The 16,097-nt window shown below is 65.1% G+C and carries 16 protein-coding genes; 7 read left to right on the plus strand and 9 right to left on the minus strand.

All coding sequences use genetic code 11. From position 1 onward, the window contains the following. The first annotated feature begins 89 nt into the window (after window positions 1-89). On the plus strand, window positions 90-821 hold the full coding sequence (locus tag V8352_RS07575) for an SDR family NAD(P)-dependent oxidoreductase (RefSeq protein WP_336423669.1): 732 nt from the start codon (window positions 90-92) through the stop codon (window positions 819-821). On the opposite strand, the gene V8352_RS07580 is transcribed toward V8352_RS07575, so the two are convergent. Next, on the minus strand, window positions 818-2,548 hold the full coding sequence (locus tag V8352_RS07580) for a cobalamin-dependent protein (RefSeq protein ID WP_336423670.1): 1,731 nt from the start codon (window positions 2,546-2,548) through the stop codon (window positions 818-820). The two genes, V8352_RS07575 and V8352_RS07580, sit on opposite strands and share 4 nt — an antisense overlap. A 118-nt stretch (window positions 2,549-2,666) precedes the next feature. On the opposite strand from V8352_RS07580, the gene V8352_RS07585 reads away from it, so the two are divergent. Next, window positions 2,667-3,413, plus strand: coding sequence for a pyrroline-5-carboxylate reductase family protein (locus V8352_RS07585; protein ID WP_336423671.1), 747 nt, complete (start codon window positions 2,667-2,669; stop codon window positions 3,411-3,413). 43 nt (window positions 3,414-3,456) lie between these two features. On the opposite strand, the gene V8352_RS07590 is transcribed toward V8352_RS07585, so the two are convergent. Then, window positions 3,457-4,284 carry a phytanoyl-CoA dioxygenase family protein gene (locus V8352_RS07590; protein ID WP_336423672.1) on the minus strand — a complete coding sequence of 276 codons (828 nt, stop codon included), beginning with the start codon at window positions 4,282-4,284 and terminating at the stop codon, window positions 3,457-3,459. 119 nt (window positions 4,285-4,403) lie between these two features. Here V8352_RS07590 and V8352_RS07595 point away from each other — a divergent pair, with 119 nt between their 5' ends. After that, a complete protein-coding gene (locus V8352_RS07595) occupies window positions 4,404-5,081 on the plus strand; it encodes a GntR family transcriptional regulator (RefSeq protein ID WP_336423673.1) in 678 nt (225 codons plus the stop codon). Between the two features lie 69 nt (window positions 5,082-5,150). Here the strand turns inward: V8352_RS07595 and argE are convergent, their stop codons facing one another. The 6 genes from argE to V8352_RS07625 form a co-directional block, all read right to left on the minus strand. Beyond that, on the minus strand, window positions 5,151-6,308 hold the full coding sequence (argE, locus tag V8352_RS07600) for an acetylornithine deacetylase (protein ID WP_336423674.1): 1,158 nt from the start codon (window positions 6,306-6,308) through the stop codon (window positions 5,151-5,153). A gap of 4 nt (window positions 6,309-6,312) precedes the next feature. After that, entirely contained in the window at window positions 6,313-6,990 is a 678-nt protein-coding gene (locus V8352_RS07605) for a DUF1028 domain-containing protein (protein WP_336423675.1), read from the minus strand. 18 nt (window positions 6,991-7,008) lie between these two features. Further along, window positions 7,009-7,422, minus strand: coding sequence for a RidA family protein (locus tag V8352_RS07610; RefSeq protein ID WP_336423676.1), 414 nt, complete (start codon window positions 7,420-7,422; stop codon window positions 7,009-7,011). 230 nt (window positions 7,423-7,652) lie between these two features. Further along, window positions 7,653-8,432, minus strand: a complete 780-nt coding sequence (locus tag V8352_RS07615; protein ID WP_336423677.1) for a gamma-glutamyl-gamma-aminobutyrate hydrolase family protein — start codon at window positions 8,430-8,432, stop codon at window positions 7,653-7,655. Between the two features lie 81 nt (window positions 8,433-8,513). Next, window positions 8,514-8,831 (minus strand): DUF2256 domain-containing protein, encoded by a 318-nt coding sequence (locus V8352_RS07620; protein ID WP_336423678.1) that lies wholly within the window; start codon window positions 8,829-8,831, stop codon window positions 8,514-8,516. A 6-nt stretch (window positions 8,832-8,837) separates the two neighbouring features. Continuing rightward, window positions 8,838-9,059 (minus strand): hypothetical protein, encoded by a 222-nt coding sequence (locus V8352_RS07625; RefSeq protein WP_336423679.1) that lies wholly within the window; start codon window positions 9,057-9,059, stop codon window positions 8,838-8,840. A gap of 118 nt (window positions 9,060-9,177) precedes the next feature. On the opposite strand from V8352_RS07625, the gene pepN reads away from it, so the two are divergent. Next, entirely contained in the window at window positions 9,178-11,730 is a 2,553-nt protein-coding gene (gene pepN / locus V8352_RS07630) for an aminopeptidase N (protein WP_336423680.1), read from the plus strand. A 117-nt stretch (window positions 11,731-11,847) separates the two neighbouring features. On the opposite strand, the gene V8352_RS07635 is transcribed toward pepN, so the two are convergent. Continuing rightward, window positions 11,848-12,429, minus strand: coding sequence for a transglycosylase SLT domain-containing protein (locus V8352_RS07635; RefSeq protein WP_336423681.1), 582 nt, complete (start codon window positions 12,427-12,429; stop codon window positions 11,848-11,850). A gap of 274 nt (window positions 12,430-12,703) precedes the next feature. Here V8352_RS07635 and V8352_RS07640 point away from each other — a divergent pair, with 274 nt between their 5' ends. The 3 genes from V8352_RS07640 (at window position 12,704) to V8352_RS07650 (ending at window position 16,077) form a co-directional block, all read left to right on the plus strand. Further along, entirely contained in the window at window positions 12,704-13,978 is a 1,275-nt protein-coding gene (locus V8352_RS07640) for a hypothetical protein (protein ID WP_336423682.1), read from the plus strand. Between the two features lie 74 nt (window positions 13,979-14,052). After that, window positions 14,053-15,564: an Asp-tRNA(Asn)/Glu-tRNA(Gln) amidotransferase subunit GatB gene (gatB, locus tag V8352_RS07645; protein ID WP_336423683.1), complete on the plus strand. Its 1,512-nt coding sequence runs from the start codon at window positions 14,053-14,055 to the stop codon at window positions 15,562-15,564. After that, the gene (locus V8352_RS07650; RefSeq protein WP_336423684.1) at window positions 15,565-16,077 is read left to right on the plus strand and encodes a thioesterase family protein; all 513 of its coding nucleotides are present in this window, start codon (window positions 15,565-15,567) and stop codon (window positions 16,075-16,077) included. Window positions 16,078-16,097 lie beyond the last annotated feature (20 nt).

The following is a 16,097-nucleotide window of genomic DNA, read 5'->3' on the forward strand; positions in this document are numbered from 1 at the left end:
CCCGGCTCAGCCGTTGACACGCGCCGCAAGGCCCCTACTACTCTCCGATAAGGCTGCCCCCTGCGGCCACCGATCCGGGAGGATCCCTCATGACCGCCAAAACCCTGCTGCTGACCGGCGCGAGCCGCGGCATCGGCCACGCCACCGTCAAATCGTTCCAGGCGGCGGGCTGGCGCGTGCTGAGCGTCTCGCGCACCGCCTTTGACGACCGATGCCCCTGGCACGCGGGCGCGACCGACCATTTTCAGGGCGATCTGTCGGATGCGGACGCGCGCGCCGATCTGGTGAAACGCGTGCGCGCGACGTTGGGGCCAGAGGGGCTGAACGCCATCGTCAACAATGCCGGCATCTCGCCCAAGGGCGAAGGCGGCGCGCGACTTGGCATCGCGTCCACCGACGATGCGACGTGGCACCATGTGATGAACGTCAACCTTTTCGGCCCCGCCGCGCTGATGCGCGACCTCATGCCCGAGCTCGAGATTGCCAAGGGCTGCGTCGTCAACGTCGGCTCGATCGTTGGCAGCCGCGTGCATCCGTTTGCTGGCGCGGCCTATGCCTGTTCCAAGGCGGCGCTGGCGGCCCTGACGCGCGAAGCGGCAGCCGAATTCGGGCCGCGCGGCATCCGCACCAACATGGTCACCCCCGGCGAGATCGAGACCGAGATTCTCTCGCCCGGCACCGAGGAAATCACGCGCACCATCCCCCTTCGGCGCCTCGGCCAATCCGAAGAGGTGGCGCGAGTCGTGCTGTTTCTGTGCACCTCGCATTCGTCCTACGTCAACGGCACCTCCATCGACGTGAACGGCGGCCAGCACGTCTAGCGCGTCAGCGCCGCCAGCATGTCGTCAAGGCCCGCGCAAGGATGCGCGCCCGCCGCGCGGATCTGGTCGGTGACATCAACGGGCAGGCTCGAATTGCTGTCTTGCGGGATCTCGTTCAGCTTGCCGCCCATCAGCACCGGAATATCCGCGCCCCGCGCCGCCAGCTCGGCGACAAGCCTGCGCGCATAGCCCAAACCGATCCCGTTATAGGTGCTGACGGCAATCGCATCGGCGCCCGCGGAAATCGCGCGGTCCACCATGACCTCGGCGTCGATGGCGACGCCCGCCTCGATGACTTCGGCGCCCAGCCCTTCCAGCGCGCGGCGCACCAGATAGGCGCCATGCTCGTGTACATCCGTGGTGCCCAGCGCGACGCGGCGCTGCGCCAGCGCCGCGCCCTGCTGGCACCGGGTCCAGGCGTGCGCCATCTCGTCCAGCTCCTCGGCCCAGTCGGCGGCAACCAGCGGTCTGCGCCCCGCGCCCTCCAGCGCGCCTGCGCCAAAAAGCGCCTCCATCCGGCGCGCGCCCATCCGCCGGATCGCCAGCATCAGCGCAGCGGGATCGGCGGTGTCGACGCCCCGCTCGGCCAGCCCCATCAGCGCTGCCTCGGCAAAGGTGCGCCCGCCCGCAATCAGGCGGTCCGCCATGTCTCCGATCAGCGCACCGTCCCTGACCGCCGCATGGCCCGGCGCGTGATCTGCCAGCCGCGCGGCAAAGAGCTGTGCATCAAGGATTTCGTCCACATCGGGGATACGTAGATTTTCGGTCACCGGCACCGGATTGACCGCATGCCCCGAGGGGTGTTCATGCAAAGCTGCAAGATCGGCCAGCAAGTAACTGGCAAGGCTTGCATAATTCTGTGCAGGCCCACCCTGATAGGCGACCGTATTGCCAAAGATCATCGTGCCGGGCGTCTGCGTCTCACGCGCCAAAGCCGCCTGAAAAGCCGCGCGCGTCAGCGGCGCTGAAAAGTGATGCCCGAAGCAGAACGAGGCCGATGCGCCGATCAGATCCTCGACGATATGTTTTTCGATCAGCATCATTCCAAAGGCCGATGTCATGTCGAGAAAGAGGCCCGCAAACCCGTCATCAAGGTTGGAATGCACGAGGATCTCGGCCTCCTGCGCGGCGATCAGGCCAAGAGCGCGCAGCGTCGCTTCGGTCGTGGCGACGTCATCATCCCAATAGGGCAACCGAAAGGTGAAATACTGCCCCAGATTGCCGATGGCCGTCGCCCCCGCCGCAATCGCGGCGCGCGTATTCTCCAGCGCGCCGGGCAGGCCCAGCATGAAATCACCAAAATGCGCGGCGGCCGGGCTGGCCCCCGTGATGCGCGCAAAATCCTCCGGCCCGTTCAGCACGATCCCGGTGCCACGCGCAGCCCCCGCGCGCCGGTCGGCCGGATAGCCCATCGTCCAATCCAGCGTCACGCCAAAGCGGTCGATGCGCACCCCTTGGGCGGCGGCGCGTGCGTGAAGCTCGGACATCGCATCGACCGTTCGGTCGATGCTGCGAAACCCGATATGCGCATGCTGCATCATGCGCCCGTCAGCCATCGCGCGGCGCTTGTAGTCTGCCTCGGACGCCACCCCTTCGGCATCCAGAAATGCCGACCGGCCCAGCCGCCATGTGGCCGCCATGCTGCGCCCCTCCGCCAATAGTTCGCGCCCCGGCGCGAGGGCCGGATCCGTCAGCAAGGGCTCGTTTTGCAGTCTGTCAGCTGTCATTCGCCTTCCTTTGGCACCCTGCGCAAGCGCCGGTGCAGACCTTGGGTGCCGGGGCCTTGTCATCGCGGGCCTCTGTGACACTATGGGATGGTGTTGCACAAGATTGGGACGGAATGAAATGAAATTGGGTGTTATCGGTGTAGGTCATCTGGCGGTCTCCATGCTGGACGGTGTGCTGCGGGCGGGTCATGCCCCAGAGACCATCCTGCTGTCGCCGCGCGGCCGCGGCCTTGATCTGGCGCAAACCCGAGGCTTTGCGCTGGCCAAGGATAATGCCCAGATCGTCGCCGATTGCGATCTGGTGCTGCTCGCCGTCCGCCCGGATGAGGCCGCTGGCGTTGTGCGCGGGCTCGAGTGGCGGGCGGGGCAGACCCTCTTGAGCGCCTGCGCGGGCGTTCCGCTTGCCGCGCTTGACGCGGGGCCGGCAGATGTGATGCGGATCATGCCCATCACCGCGTCCAAACTGGGCGCAAGCCCGACCCTCGCCTATCCCGATCTGGCTGCTGCGCGGCCGCTTCTGGATGCGATCGGCACGACAATCGCCCTGCAAACCGAGGACCAGTTCGAGGCGGCCACCCTCTCGGCCGTGATGTATGGACTGGCGCAGGCCCTGATCCGCACGGGCGCCGAATGGACGGCCCGGCAAGGCATGGATCCGTCGGATGCGCGCCAGTTGGTCGCGCGCAGCTTTACCGCCGCCGGGCGCATGATCGCCGAGGAGAACGCGCCCATGGATGACATCCTCGCCAGCCTCTGCACCCCCGGCGGCCTCACGCGCGCCGGGCTCGATCATCTCGAGGCCGAAGGCGTGCCCGAGGCGTGGGAGGGTGCCTGCGACGCGATCCTGGCGCGCCTGCGCGGCTGATAGCCCCAGAGGCCCCGGTATCGTCGGCGTCGCCCGCATGGTTTCACGCAGATGCAGCCGCATCATGCCCGATTTCGAAGTTGTTGCCTGCCCGGTCCTGCCCGCTGACCAGATGCAGGGGCCGCGTGCCATAGCCCTGAGAGGGGTGCTTTTTGCCAATCTCGGCGCCCCATGCGTGATCATAGAAGGACGTGGCCGGCATCAGCCGCACGATAAAGGCCGCGCGCCGGTGATCGGTATGGTTCGCCTTGGAGCCATGGATCATGTACACATCATGGAACGACACCTGCCCCGCCCGCAGGATCAGCGGCTCGGCCTCGGCTTCGTCGAAATGCTCGGCGTCGCAGACGAGGTTGATCGTCTTGTTGTCGCCCTCCTGCCATGAATGGCTGTAAAGCTCATGCGCCTTGTGCGAGCCGGGGATGAAGGTCATCGGGCCATTTTCTGGCGTGACATCATCCAGAGGGATCCACATGGTCAGCGTCTCCAGCGGCTTGATCGGATAATAGCCGCCATCCTGATGCCACGGCGTCTCCTTGCCGTTTCGCGGCGGCTTGCCAAAGAGGGTCGTGCCCCAGAGGACGATATCATCCCCGATCAATTGGCGCGCGGTCTCCATCAGCTTGGGGTGCGTCGCGAACTCAAGCCATTTGCGGCTGCCCTTGACGCCCATCGACCCGCCGCTTTCCTGATGCGGCGCCAGGATGATGTCCGATCCGATATCGGGGTTGCGCGCCAAAAGCGCCTCGTATTCAGCCCGCATCTCGGCGATCAGCTCGGCGGGCAGCTCCCAATCGGGGATGACCCAGCCGCGCTCGTTATATTCGGCGACCTGCGCATCGCTCAACGCCGTGTCTTTCGATCCCGCCATATGTCAAATCCTCCTTGATGAGTTTGCTGCCGAAAATTGTCGACAATACTGTCGGCAGTGTTGACAGCAATCACGAACCTGTCAAGCTTGCAGTCCCACACCCTCAATGAGGCCCGCCAATGTCCCCTGCCCGCGAAACCACCGTCGATCTGGCGTATCAAAGCCTTAGGGCGCAGCTTGTCGGCTTTCGCATGAAGCCCGGTGCGCGCCTGAATGAAAGCGCGCTTGCGGGCGATCTGGGGATAAGCCGCGCGCCCATTCGCGAGGCGCTCAACCGGCTGATCGCGGACGGTCTGGTCCGATTCGAGCCGGGGCGCGGCTTTTTCTGCCGCAAGCTCAGCACGCGTGAGATCACCGAACTTTACGAGGCGCGCTTCGATCTGGAGGCCGGCGGGCTGAAAGCCGCTCTGCGCCGCGCGCCGGATGCGGATATCGCCGCATTCGCGCGCGATTGGCAGCAAGACGGCACATCCCAAAACCCGGACCCCGAGGCCCTTATTGCTGCCGATGAGGCGTTCCACATGGCGCTTGCAAGGCTGGGCGGCAACGACGTGCGCCTGACCTTCCTGCAAAACATCAACGACCGCATCCGTTTTGTGCGCCGGATCAACCTCGAGCATGAGACGCGCCGCCGCAGCGCCCATGACGAGCATCGGGCCCTCGCCGCCGCTCTCACCAGCCGGGACGAGCGCGCCGCCCTCGCGATCCTGGCCGAGCATCTGGAGCGTTCCGCCGCCGAGGTCCAGACCCAGGTGCGCGCGGCCCTCGCCCATATCTACGAGGGCGACATTGCCTGAAAAGGCGCGGTTATGGCTTTTTCTTGGAGGAAACACCCAATATCTCGCCATATGCCGCTGGACCCGTGGCTAGATCCCGGCCTCCAGCCGGGCAATGATCCGGTCCATCATCGCATCACAGGCGACCAATTGGCCCGCGCTGATGTATTCGTCCGGGCGATGCCCCTGCGCCATGTGGCCCGGCCCGCAAACAGCCGCCGGCACGCCCAGCCGCGCATCGAAAAGCCCGCCCTCCGTGCCGAACGCCACCTTGATCGCCGCTGCGTCGCTGCCGGTCACATCCCGCAGAAACGCTATGATCGCCGCATCCTGCGGTGTGTCGAGGCCCGGATAGGCATTCGTCTCGGCCATATCGATGGCCACATGGGGATACGTGTCCCGGTAGGGTGCGACGATCCTGGCCGCATCCTCGGTGATCGCCGCGACCAGCTCTGCGGGATCATCGGCGGCGATGTTGCGGATCTCGAAATCGAGGCTGCAATGATCCGGCACGATATTGAGCTGCACGCCCCCCCGCATGATCCCCGCATGCAGTGTGGTATAGGGCACCGAATACGCCGGATCGCGCGCGCCATGCGCCGCGATCTCGGCCTGCCGCGCGCGCAGACGCGCCATCAGATCGGCCCCCAGATGCAGCGCATTGACCCCCTCGGGTGCCAACGCCGAATGGCTGGCATGGCCGGTGCAGGTCGCGCGCAGCGCCGTCTTGCCCTTGTGCCCGCTGGCAATCTGCATACCCGTCGGCTCGCCCACGATGCAAAAGAGGGGTTTTATGGCACGCGGCGCCAGCGCATCCAGCAGGCTGCGCACCCCGATGCAGCCGATCTCTTCGTCATAGGACAGCGCCAGATGCAGCGGCGTGCGCAGATCGCGCCCCGCCGCCCGCCGTGCCGCGCCCAGCGCAGAGGCGACAAAGCCCTTCATGTCCGTCGTGCCGCGCCCGAAGTAAAGGTCCCCGTCCTGCCGCATATGGAACGGATCGCTCGACCAGTCCTGACCTTCGACGGGCACGACATCCGTGTGCCCGGACAGCATCACACCGGGCCGATCCTGCGGGCCGATGGTGGCAAAGAGGTTGGCACGGCTGCCGTCCTCGGTGCCGATCACCTCACATGTGATACCCGCCTCGCCCAGCAAGGCCCTGACATAGCCGATGAGGTCACGGTTGGACCGCCGGCTGATGGTGGGAAAGGCGATGAGCCTGTCGAGGATATCAAGGGTTTCCATGGCGTCAAAGGTCTCCTGGCACGCCATAACTCGGTGCCGCACCGGGGTCGAGCGCGCGCCCGACATAGGCGTCCATCTCGCCCCTCCAACGCTCCCAGAGCGCGGCCAGTTCCGCCACCGGGCAGGCATCGGTCCAATCGATGCGCAGGTCCGCGACGGGCCACGCTACCTCCCGCGCCAGCAGCATCCCGGCGGAGTGGACATCCCCCTCCTCGCCGCCCGCTTCCAGCGCCGCCTGCATCGCCGCGATCAGACGATCCCCGAGGGGCTGGCCCGCCCCTGCGGCAAAGGCGGTGATCATCGCCTCGACCACGGCGCCCGAACTCAGCATGTTGCCCGCCGCAACCACGCCATCCGCAGCCAGCGCATGATGCGTGCCGAGGGTGCGCGCCCCCGAAAAATGCGCCGCACCGCCCTGCGCATCCACCAGCGCCAACTGTCGATAGTCCATATGCGGTGCCTCGCGCTTGAGCGCCTCCAGCGCCGCCGCCGCGCCCATCCCCTGCGCCATTAGGTCAAGGCCCTTCGGCCCAAGGCGCGGATCGGTGATGTTCTGGGTCGACACCGCGCCCACGCCCGCGCGCACATGCGCACAACGCGCGGCGACACAAGGCGACGAGGACGAGACGGCTGTGCCCACCATGCCGGTCTCGGAACAATGGGCGGTGATGGAAAAGGTCATGAATTGCCTCCGTTCAGGTCAGTCCGGGATGACGGCGGTGACTTCGATCTCGACCAGCCATTCAGGGCGCGCAAGCGCCGACACCACGATCCCGGTCGAGCAGGGATGCACCCCCTTCAACCACGCGCCCATCTCACGGTAAACCGCCTCACGGTGGCGAATATCCGTGAGATAGACGACAATACGGGTCACATGCGCCATTTCGCTGCCCGCCTCGCCCAGCAAAAGGTCGATGTTCTCCATCACCTTGCGGGTCTGCGCAGCGGGGTCGCCGATGCCAATGTTCTCGCGGCTGTCGAGGTCCTGCGCGACCTGGCCGCGCAGGAAAACCATGGTGCCGCGCGCGACGACGCCTTGGCTCAGGTCATTGTCCAGCTTCTGCTCCGGGTAGGTGTCCTTGGTGTTGAGCGGGCGAAGGCGTTTGTGAATCATCTGTCAGGTCCTCGTGAGTGCAGCGAATCCGGGTGCCATGTCTGAGTGTTCAGCCTGCAGGCCCGCCCCAGCATAGAGCGCGGCGCGCGCGCCGTCTTGCGCGTTTTCACGGCAGCCATCGGGCCCAGATTGCGCACCCGCCCTGCTTCATCTTGGCAAAAATACTCAAACTCCGCGCCCAAAACCCATCCCTTGCCTTGCCGCCTGCGCGAGCCCTGCGGCACGCAGGATCAAGCCGATTTCAAGGCTGGCACCGGCCCATTGCCCGCCGCCCAGTGCCGCGCCGCCTCGCCAAAGGCCGCGAAGAGAGGGCGCGACACCGGATCCTCGGATGCCTTCCATTCGGGGTGCCACTGAACGGCAAGCGCAAAGCCGGGCGCGCCGCTGACGTGAATCGCCTCGGCGGTGCCATCGGGCGCATGGCCCTCCACCACGATGCGCGCGCCCGCTGTCTTGATCCCCTGCCCGTGCAGCGTGTTGGTCATCACCTCGCGCGCGCCCATCAGGCGGTGAAACACCCCGCCGTCGGCAAAGCTGACGAGGTGGCGCAGCGCATATTGCTCCTCCAGCGTGCCTTCGGGGGGCATGCGGTGGTTGTCGCGCCCTGGCAGATCGCGGATCTCGGGGTGCAGCGTGCCGCCCATGGCCACGTTGATCTCCTGAAAACCGCGGCAAAGCCCAAAGATCGGCTGGCCCCTCTCGACGCAGGCCCGCACCAGCGGCAGTGTGATCGCATCTCGCGCCGGATCGAAAGCGCCATGCGCCTCGGTCGGATCTTCGCCGTAGTGATCGGGGTGAATATTCGCGCGCGCGCCAGTCAGCACAAATCCGTCACAGACCTCCATCAACTCATCCACGCTGACCAATGCGGGGTCGGCGGGCACAATGTAGGGCATGCCGCCCGCGACCTGCGTCACGGCCTCGATATTCATCCGCCCGACAAAATGGACTGGGTATCGGTCTTCGATCACGTGCTGATTGCCGATGATGCCGATGACGGGACGTTTCATGGATGTGCCTGCGCTGCTGATAGGACCGGCCTCAGTGTCGCCACGCCCGGATGAAACTTCAACCCCTTGGTGCCGTTGGCATCAGCGACCTGTGGGTTTAGACGCTGCATTAGGATGGGGGTGGCCCTTACTGCTCTGTCCAGCGCCACGATTGCGCCTGCATTTTTCGCTGCAATGGCGCACGTTTTCCCAGTCGCGCTCCCATTTCTTGCGCCAGGAAAAGGCCAGCCCGCAGGTCGCGCAGGTTTTCGAGGGCAGATCGCCCTTCTTGCGATGTTTCATGGCGACCTCTCTACTCGCAATCTCAGCACTCAAAAAGACCCGCATGGCGATGCCTGCGGGTCTCGGTCGAAATGCGTTGAAAAAGCGCTGAGCGGACAGCTTTCGAGCCCGGCGCATCCACGCCTAGGCTGGAAGGCTGTTTGACACCACATCGGTTATCGCGCCGACGTCAGTGCCTTCAACACCTTCAGGAGCACCGCCCTCGGGATCGTTTCCGGCAAAGCTGAGATAGGTGACCAGCGCAAAAAGCAAGACAATCGCGAACACCACAACAGCAATCATTCCGGCGATCGGCGTCTTGTGGGCGGGTTTGGTTTTTTCGGTGTTGGTATCGGGTGCTGACATTTCGCATCCTTTCTGCATCTTGCGATGCGGCACTCATGCCGCAAAAGGGCATTGAACGGGTATCGTTATCCCACTAACTCTGCGCAGAGCCAAGAGGTTCCGACCGAAAGGACGCATCATGAAGGACGCCGCCCCCCAGACCATCCATCTGGTCGATTACACCCCGCCGAACTGGCTTGTGAAGGGAGTCCATCTGACCTTTCGCCTCGATCCGACCCGCACCCGCGTGCTGAGCCGGATCACCTTCGCGCCAAACCCCGAGGCCACCAGCCGCGTCTTTACGCTCGACGGCGAAAAGATGACCCTGATCCGCGCGCGTATCGACGGGGCCGATGTTGCGCCGCTGGTCACCGAGACGGGCCTGACCTGCGACGTGCCGGACCGCGAATTCGTCTGGGAGGCCGAGGTCGAGATCAACCCATCGGCCAACACCGCGCTCGAAGGGCTGTATATGTCGAGCGGGATGTATTGCACGCAATGTGAGGCCGAGGGTTTTCGCAAGATCACCTACTATCCCGACCGCCCCGATGTCATGGCCGTCTTTGACGTGCGCATTGAGGGCGGCGAGCCTGTGATGCTGTCCAATGGCAATCCCGGGAAGGTGGGCGATGGCTTTGCAGAATGGCATGACCCGTGGCCGAAACCTGCCTATCTCTTTGCACTGGTGGCCGGACGGCTGGTCAATCATCCCGGCAGCTTCACCACCATGTCAGGCCGCGAGGTCGAGCTGAACATCTGGGTGCGCCCCGGCGACGAGGGCAAATGCGCCTTTGGCATGGAGGCGCTGAAGGCGTCGATGCAATGGGATGAGACCGAGTATGGGCGCGAATACGATCTGGACCTCTTCAACATCGTTGCGGTCGATGATTTCAACATGGGCGCGATGGAGAACAAGGGGCTGAACATCTTCAATTCCTCCTGCGTTCTGGCCAGCCCCGAAACCTCGACCGACGCCAATTTCGAGCGCATCGAGGCGATCATCGCGCATGAGTATTTTCACAACTGGACGGGCAACCGCATCACCTGCCGCGACTGGTTTCAGCTCTGCCTGAAAGAGGGCCTGACGGTTTTCCGTGACGCGCAATTCACCTCTGACCTGCGCAGTGCGCCGGTCAAGCGGATCGAGGATGTTATCGCCCTGCGCGCGCGTCAGTTCCGCGAGGACAACGGGCCATTGGCACACCCTGTCCGCCCCGCAAGCTTTGTCGAGATCAACAATTTCTATACCGCGACCGTCTATGAAAAGGGCGCCGAGCTGATCGGGATGCTCAAGACGCTGGTTGGCGATGATGCATGGTCAAAGGCGCTGACGCTCTATTTTGATCGGCACGATGGACAGGCCTGCACGATCGAGGACTGGCTGCGCGTCTTCGAGGATGTGACAGGCCGCGATCTGGCGCAGTTCAAGCGCTGGTACGAGGAGGCTGGCACACCGCGCCTGTCGGTGACCGAAGAGTACGACGGCGGCACCTATACCCTGCATTTCAAACAGGAAACGCCGCCCACGCCGGGCCAGCCGGAAAAGGCGCCGCGCGTCATTCCGATCAAACTGGGCCTTTTGGCAGACAATGGCGATGAGGTGGTGCAGACCCGGCTTCTGGAGATGACCGAGGCCGAGCAGAGCTTTGAGTTCACCGGGCTGGCCGCGCGCCCGATCCCGTCGATCCTGCGCGAATTTTCGGCCCCCGTGATCCTGACACGCGAGGCCAGCAATGCCGAGCGCGCCTTCCTTCTGGCCCATGACACCGACCCCTTCAACAAATGGGAAGCAGGCCGCGCCTTGGCCCGCGCTTGCCTCGTGGACATGATCCGCAACGGCGCCGCGCCCGACATCGCCTATCTTGAGGCGTCTCAGGCGATGGCGCGGGACGAGACGCTTGATCCTGCTTTTCGCGCTCTGGCGCTGGGGCTGCCCAGTCAGGACGATCTGGCGCAGGCCATCCATGAGACGGGCGGCACACCCGATCCACAGGCCATCTGGGACGCGCTCGAAGCGGTGAAAGAGGCGCGCGCCGAAGTCATGGAGCAGACCGCACGCGATCTTTATGCCGCCCATCAAGTAACCGAATCCTACAAGCCCGATGCCGCGCAATCGGGTGCGCGCGCGCTGACCAATACCGCGCTGGCGATGATCACGCGGCGCGATGGCGGCGCGGCGGCACAGGCGCAATACGATGCGGCAGACAACATGACACAGCAACTGGCCGCGCTTGGCTGCCTCTTGCAGGCGGGCCGTGGGGGCGATGCCGTGCTCGCCTTTTACGATCAATGGCAGGACGACCGGCTGGTCATCGACAAATGGTTCAGCCTGCAAGTCGCCTATGCGGACCCCGCCGAGGCCGCCGGTGTGGCGGGCGAGCTGACGCAGCATCCTGATTTCACGATGAAAAACCCCAATCGCTTCCGCGCCACACTCGGCGCGCTGGCCGGGTCGCCTGCGGGTTTTCACCATGCGTCGGGCAAGGGATACAAACTGCTGGCCGATTGGCTGATCCAGCTCGATCCGCTCAACCCGCAGACGACGGCACGCATGTGCTCGGCCTTCGAGACGTGGCGGCGCTATGATACGGCCCGCCAATCCCTGATCGAGGCCCAACTGCGCCGCATCGTCGAGCAACCGAAACTCAGCCGGGACACCGCCGAAATGGTCGGGCGCATTCTCAAGAGTTGAAGCGCCGCGCCTTTGCCCTGCTGATGCGTTCGCCGCGCTCAGGCGCGCGTTCCCTCCAACGGGCGCGGCGCTCCGCCAAGGCTGTGGTCCTGCTGCTTGGCGGACCACTTCAGGCGCTCAGCGCGCGGTCCTACCGCTGCGCTGGGTTTCGATGGATTTGGGCCGAAGCTGCGGCCGCGGCGAGCGGGTGATCGCACAATACTCCTGCCCGCGCAGCCACGAGGCCATGTCGGCCCGCTTGGCGGCGCTGCGCAACGGGCCCCAGTCGGCAGCGACCCCGCGCCATCGCCCGTCATTGACGGCGATGGCGTTGTCGCGCGGCACGGTGCGGGCCATGATGCGGATCGCGCAGCTGAGGTTGTCCCCCCCATTGGTCAATGCCCCGCCCGAGGTCGCCTTGCAACCATAGCCGCGCGCGGTGCTGGGCAGGATCTGCAAGAGCCCATACCAAAGCCCCCCGCCCCCCACGGCCTTGGCGCGATACGTGCTTTCATGCTTGGCCAGCGCAGACAGGAAGCCGACCCAGAACGCGCGCCTTTGCGTTGCCTCGCCGGAGGCATAACCGGGGCACCAGGAGGCGATATCGCGCGGCACAGTGCGCACCAGAGGCGTGCCGTGCTGGGCCAATGCCGTCAGCGCGCTGCGTGTCCACGCCGCGCTGCTGGGGCGATGATCCCAGCGCGCATTGGGAATCTCCATGGTCCGGGATTGCGGCCGGGTAGCGCTCGCTTGAGTGCTTGTACCGGTTTCGGATGCGTGCAATTGCCCCGCGCCCACCGCCAGCCACGTCATCACACAAAGGAAAATGCCCATCCGTCTCATGCGCCATGATCGCCCAAAATATCAGGTCAGGCAATGGCCCGCGGGGGGCACCGGCGGGCAATCACCCATTCTCCCAAGTGGCGACATGATTTGGCCCGAATGGAAGGCCACCTGATGCAGGCAAGAAGACATGACCAAAGGCCCTCCCCACATGACGCACCCCAAGCCTCGATCCGCACTCTCGCTGCTAGGTCGCCTGCACGGCGCATTCGGGCGCAATCCGGGGCGCCGCAAAGCGCGCCGCGTGCTACGCCCGCCGGCCGAGTTGGACCGTCTCAGCCGTCACATCATCCTGCCCTCGATGTCGGTCACGGACGAGGAATTGGCCCGCGCGACCTTTCAGGACAAGGGCATGAAACTGGCCCGCCAGGAAATGTGGGAAGAGCTGTCGGACATGATGCGCGAGGCCGACGAGGCCCGCAGCGGCACGCCCGGCGGCGAATCAGCGGCGATGCTGATGGCTTTTGGCGCGCGCAGCGATGTCGTCGCGATGGTCGAGGATTCGCTAAGCGAGGGGCGCGCGCCCGCGCGCCACGGCATCGACGCGTTGGATGTCGTGGCCGCAGAGCTGCGCGGCGACTACCCGGTCGGGGCCGTCGTGGCGATGGCGCATATCGACATGGCCTGGGCCTGGCGGGCCATGCCCGAAGCGAGCGCGCTGGAGGGCGCGGGCGCGCAGGCCGCATATCACAGCGCGCAGGCCGCGGATTTGCTGCGCCCGCATGGCAGCGCCGAACTGCCATCCCCTTTGCTGGCGGCGGCGCAGTGCGCGCTGCTGCGCATCCAGCCCACCTGCACCGACGCCGCGCTGAGGAATGTGGCGGATCAATATCAGCGTCTGATTGATCTGGATCCGGGCAGCCCGCGCCATATGCGCGCGCTCGGCGCGGCCGTCCTTGCGGCGCAGCCCGGCGGATATCAGCAGCTTGAGCTTGCCGCCCGCCGCACTGCCGCGCGCACCGGCGCCACCTGGGGTGCGGGCGCCTATGCGTGGGTCTATCTCGATGCGCTGGCTCTGGATGCGCGCGCGCTGGCGCAGCTGGATCCTGCGTTCTTCATCGACGGTCTGCGCGATATCCTGCGCCTCTGCCCGGATCAGCATACCGCCAATCTGATGGCCGCCTTCTGCGCCATCACAATGCGAAGCGCAGGCGCGGGTCTGGCCGCAGGCGCGCGCCTGCGCGCCGCCCTGCACGACTGCCTGACGTGGATCCTGCGCGATCACCTGCACGAGTTGCACCCGCTGATTTGGACGCAGGCGCTGCACTGTCCCGGCGCGGGGCCGTTGCCACCCCGCCGCGCCCTGATTTCCGAAGGCCGCCGCACGGCGCTGAGGGTCATCGCCGCGCAATATGCAGACGATATCGCAAGAGGGCATTCGATCGCCTTCTCGCCCTCGGGGATGTATATGTTGCCCTCGCTCTGAGAGGCGTCCCGCGCCTCTTGCCCAGCCGCGCCGCCTGTCCTAGAAGTCGCTGGCATCTGACAAAGGACGCCGCCATGCTGGATCTGACCTACGAGCCCCCGAAACCCCGCGTGATCGCTGGCGCCCAGCATGACTGGGAACTGGTCATCGGCATGGAGGTGCATGCGCAGGTTGCCTCGAACGCCAAGCTGTTTTCAGGCGCATCGACCAAATTCGGCGCCGAGCCCAACTCCAACGTCGCCTTCGTCGACGCGGCCATGCCCGGCATGCTGCCCGTCATCAACGAATATTGCGTCGAGCAGGCGGTGCGCACGGGCCTTGGCCTCAAGGCGCAGATCAACCTGAAATCCGCGTTCGACCGCAAGAATTATTTCTACCCCGACCTGCCGCAGGGCTACCAGATCAGCCAGCTTTACCATCCCATCGTCGGCGAGGGCGAGGTGCTGGTGGACATGGAGCCGGGTATCGCCCGCCTCGTGCGGATCGAGCGCATTCACATGGAGCAGGACGCGGGCAAGTCGATCCACGACATGGACCCGAACATGAGCTTCGTGGACCTGAACCGGACCGGCGTCTGCCTGATGGAGATCGTCTCGCGCCCCGATATTCGCGGCCCTGAGGAGGCCGCCGCCTACGTACTGAAAATGCGCCAGATCCTGCGCTATCTCGGCACCTGCGATGGCAACATGCAAAACGGCAACCTGCGCGCCGACGTGAATGTCAGCATCTGCCGCCCCGGTGCCTATGAGAAGTATCAGGAAACGCAGGATTTCTCGCATCTCGGCACCCGCTGCGAGATCAAGAACATGAACTCGATGCGCTTCATTCAGGCCGCCATCGAGGTCGAGGCGCGCCGCCAGATCGCCATTGTCGAGGCCGGCGGCGAAGTGGTGCAGGAAACGCGCCTTTTCGATCCCGACAAGAACGAGACGCGCTCGATGCGCTCCAAGGAAGAGGCGCATGATTATCGCTACTTCCCGGACCCCGACCTGCTGCCCTTGGAAATCGAGCAGGCATGGGTCGATGGGATCGCCGCCACGCTGCCCGAGTTGCCGGACGCCAAGAAGGCGCGCTTTGTCCTCGATTTCGGCCTGAGCGAATATGACGCATCCGTCCTGACCGCCGAGGTTGCCAACGCCGCCTATTTCGAGGCCGCCGCCGAGGGCCGCGATGGCAAGCTGGTGGCCAATTGGGTCATCAACGAGCTTTTTGGCCGCCTGAAGAAAGAGGGCGCGGATATCACGGGCAGCCCCGTGTCGCCCCAGCAACTGGGCGGCATCGTGGATCTTATCGCGTCGGATGCCATCTCGGGCAAGATTGCCAAGGATCTCTTTGAGATCGTCTATACCGAGGGCGGCGACCCCGCCCGGATCGTCGAAGAGCGCGGCATGAAACAGGTGACCGATACCGGCGCCATCGAGGCCGCCGTCGATCAGATCATCGCCGACAATCCCGCACAGGTCGAAAAGGCCAAGGCCAATCCCAAACTGGCGGGCTGGTTCGTCGGCCAGACGATGAAGGCAACGGGCGGCAAGGCCAATCCCAAGGCGGTCAACGAGATCGTCACGGCCAAGCTGGGGCTTTGAATGGTCGATCTGCCCGATAGCGTCACGAATGGCCCCGCCCAGTCGGACTGGATGACGGTCCGTCCCGAGTGGATCGACTTCAACGGCCATCTCAACATGGCCTATTACAACGTCCTTTTCGACGAGGGCATCGACGATGTCTATCGCCTGATGGGCTTTGGCGCGGACTATGCGCGCACGCGCGGCATGACGACCTATGTAGCCGATTTTCGCGTGCGATACCTGCGCGAGCTGCATGAGGGCGACCGAGTGCGCTGCTCGGTGCAGCTGCTGGACCACGACGAAAAGCGCTTTCACAGCTTTCAGGAACTGCACCATGAGGATGGTTGGCTGGCTGCCACCGCCGAGGCGCTGACACTGCATGTCGACATGAGCGGGCCGCGCGTCGCCCCCATGCCCGAGGATATCGCGGCGCGGGTCGCCGCGTTGCAGGCCGCGCATGACAAGCTGCCCCGCCCCGAGGCCGTTGGCCTGCCCATGGGCATCCCCGCCAAGGGCGCGCGCAAGGGCTAGCCACTTTCATCCCACGCCGG

This window comes from Roseovarius sp. D0-M9, assembly GCF_037083805.1.
Taxonomy (GTDB): domain Bacteria; phylum Pseudomonadota; class Alphaproteobacteria; order Rhodobacterales; family Rhodobacteraceae; genus Roseovarius.

Bases quoted from the DNA above. Each gene is read 5' to 3' on its own strand.
- V8352_RS07575 (WP_336423669.1), top strand. From the start codon at position 90: ATGACCGCCAAAACCCTGCTGCTGACCGGCGCGAGCCGCGGCATCGGC.
- V8352_RS07580 (WP_336423670.1), bottom strand. From the start codon at position 2,548: ATGACAGCTGACAGACTGCAAAACGAGCCCTTGCTGACGGATCCGGCC.
- V8352_RS07585 (WP_336423671.1), top strand. From the start codon at position 2,667: ATGAAATTGGGTGTTATCGGTGTAGGTCATCTGGCGGTCTCCATGCTG.
- V8352_RS07590 (WP_336423672.1), bottom strand. From the start codon at position 4,284: ATGGCGGGATCGAAAGACACGGCGTTGAGCGATGCGCAGGTCGCCGAA.
- V8352_RS07595 (WP_336423673.1), top strand. From the start codon at position 4,404: ATGTCCCCTGCCCGCGAAACCACCGTCGATCTGGCGTATCAAAGCCTT.
- argE (WP_336423674.1), bottom strand. From the start codon at position 6,308: ATGGAAACCCTTGATATCCTCGACAGGCTCATCGCCTTTCCCACCATC.
- V8352_RS07605 (WP_336423675.1), bottom strand. From the start codon at position 6,990: ATGACCTTTTCCATCACCGCCCATTGTTCCGAGACCGGCATGGTGGGC.
- V8352_RS07610 (WP_336423676.1), bottom strand. From the start codon at position 7,422: ATGATTCACAAACGCCTTCGCCCGCTCAACACCAAGGACACCTACCCG.
- V8352_RS07615 (WP_336423677.1), bottom strand. From the start codon at position 8,432: ATGAAACGTCCCGTCATCGGCATCATCGGCAATCAGCACGTGATCGAA.
- V8352_RS07620 (WP_336423678.1), bottom strand. From the start codon at position 8,831: ATGCGCCGGGCTCGAAAGCTGTCCGCTCAGCGCTTTTTCAACGCATTT.
- V8352_RS07625 (WP_336423679.1), bottom strand. From the start codon at position 9,059: ATGTCAGCACCCGATACCAACACCGAAAAAACCAAACCCGCCCACAAG.
- pepN (WP_336423680.1), top strand. From the start codon at position 9,178: ATGAAGGACGCCGCCCCCCAGACCATCCATCTGGTCGATTACACCCCG.
- V8352_RS07635 (WP_336423681.1), bottom strand. From the start codon at position 12,429: ATGGAGATTCCCAATGCGCGCTGGGATCATCGCCCCAGCAGCGCGGCG.
- V8352_RS07640 (WP_336423682.1), top strand. From the start codon at position 12,704: ATGACGCACCCCAAGCCTCGATCCGCACTCTCGCTGCTAGGTCGCCTG.
- gatB (WP_336423683.1), top strand. From the start codon at position 14,053: ATGCTGGATCTGACCTACGAGCCCCCGAAACCCCGCGTGATCGCTGGC.
- V8352_RS07650 (WP_336423684.1), top strand. From the start codon at position 15,565: ATGGTCGATCTGCCCGATAGCGTCACGAATGGCCCCGCCCAGTCGGAC.